Genomic DNA, 1,430 nt, shown 5'->3' with positions numbered 1-1,430 from the left:
TGCCCGATCTCTTTACGCGCAGGTGAAGGATATCGCCGTGAAGCCGAAAGACATTGACCGGGTGAGAATACGGGCTGTAGCGAACGATATCATCATCGGCCTGCTTGGTTTGACTGTTGTGGACTAGAACAATCGGTGGAGTCTAACCTGAAGCCCAAGATAACTCGGGTCATAGGTCATCGGCAGCTAAATCCGGCAAGCATGCCGCTTTATGCTGTGAATTTCCGGGCGCTAGCCCGGTTTTTTGCTTTGTTCAGCTTGAATGTTACAGCTGCCAGCTATCTACCAATGGGCTTACGGAGTCTGCTTTGCCTTACCGAAATGATGGCGGTTACAAAAAATCCGCTGCAATTCCAATTTCATATCATTGAATCCAGAGTGTATGTGGTAACATTAGGAGAACATACAGTTAGTCGGGAGGCATGTGCAACGATGACGAAGCTATCCAGTTGGGCAAAGACGCTGCTGTCGACGACGCAGGCCAGGCTGGTTTTTGTCCTTACGATTGCGGTTTTTGTAATCATACTGGCGGTCAGCCTGACCTCGTATTACACATCCAAATCGGTGCTGCAGAGTGAACTTAGCGAGATGCATCATCAACTTCTGAGCGATAAAATGAACTTTATCGAAGGCTACATCCAGGACACGGACAGCAGTGCGATCAAACTGGCGCTCAACAACGGGGTTTACTGGTATTTAACGGAGGAAGCGCAGGCGTCCCAGCGTGATATTAAACAGCTGACCGATTACTTGAAATCGATTGTCGTCAATCTGCCCTATTTAGAAAGCGTATACATATATAATATGGACACCCGCAGCTTCATTGCGTATCCGCAGGGATACAGCTCCAGGTTCAGCACATTTCCGGACTCGGATTGGATCGGAGTCGAAAAGGAGCTGAAGGAACAGCCCATGCTGGTGAAATCAAGACAGCTGTCCGCTTCTTCGGATCATGAGGGGCGAAGCCAGCTGACTTATTTCCGTAAAATCGTGATTCAGGGGAAGACCCGAGGGCTGATCGCCATGAACTTCAACAGCTCCGTGCTGTTTTCGCAGATGCACCTCAACAGCGTCTCGCCGATTAGCAATTCCCAATACATCCTGGACAAAAACGGAAATCTCGTCTACGCGCTTGGAAGCCATCTGATTGACGAGCAGGCGATCCATCAAACGATCGGCCGTCTTGACGATAAGCTGTATGGTGATTTCAAACATGAAGGCAGGCGGCTGCTGCTGACCTATAATCCGTCGCCGATCACACAGTGGAATTACGTCTCCATCGTGCCCCAGGATCAGGTGCTGGCCAAATCGAAAACGATCCGAACGGTCGTTCTTCTCGTTTCTTTCGTTACACTTGTGCTCGGCGCCTGGCTTATTTTTCATATCCACGCCGTTTCGTTCCGGCCGATTCGCAGAATGAGAAAGCTTCT

At 49.7% G+C, this 1,430-nt stretch carries 1 protein-coding gene; it reads left to right on the top strand.

Going from position 1 to position 1,430, the window contains the following annotated elements; all coding sequences use genetic code 11:
* Positions 1 to 432 precede the first annotated feature (432 nt).
* Positions 433 to 1,430: cache domain-containing protein (locus tag CPT76_RS35205; RefSeq protein ID WP_181153249.1), on the top strand; the 998-nt coding region annotated here is incomplete at its 3' end.

The organism is Paenibacillus sp. AR247 (assembly GCF_002968895.1).
Lineage (GTDB): Bacteria > Bacillota > Bacilli > Paenibacillales > Paenibacillaceae > Paenibacillus_AQ > Paenibacillus_AQ favisporus.
The sequence above is the reverse complement of the archived record's forward strand: the minus strand, read 5'-3'. Positions and strand labels throughout refer to the sequence as shown.